Below are 422 nucleotides of genomic sequence, written 5' to 3'. Positions count from 1 at the left end.
AATGAATGTACTCAATAAGTCTAATTAATACACTAGAATGTGAGCGTGATTTATAAAAATATAATTTATTCTCACTTTCAAAACTGGCTAAATTTATAAAATCCAGTTTAGAATCACCATTAAAATCATCCATTATTGAATCTGTAATACATATATAGCGACCAGAGTAAATAAAGTTTAGGCAACAAGCCAGATTATCCACCTGCCTGACACTAACCTTATCATGTTGTTTTTTAACTGATTCTTCGAGATTCTTAACAAAGTCACTTCTATATAGTGTCGGGTTGCACAACCAAACATTTTTGTGGAGAATATTTATAATATCTTGACTTTCATTTATTATATCTTTGCGTCCATAGATACCGAAACCACTGTCTGGCACTTCGTTTAACAACGTAAATCTTTCGCTAGAGATTTTTTCT

General features: G+C 31.0%; 1 pseudogene. It reads right to left on the bottom strand.

What is annotated here, in order from left to right:
- Nucleotides 1-422 (bottom strand): annotated as a pseudogene (locus V2A85_RS24510) (LysR family transcriptional regulator); the annotation flags it as partial.

It is taken from the genome of Yersinia sp. 1252 StPb PI (assembly GCF_048593885.1).
Classification (GTDB): domain Bacteria; phylum Pseudomonadota; class Gammaproteobacteria; order Enterobacterales; family Enterobacteriaceae; genus Yersinia; species Yersinia enterocolitica_E.
The sequence above is the reverse complement of the archived record's forward strand: the minus strand, read 5'-3'. Positions and strand labels throughout refer to the sequence as shown.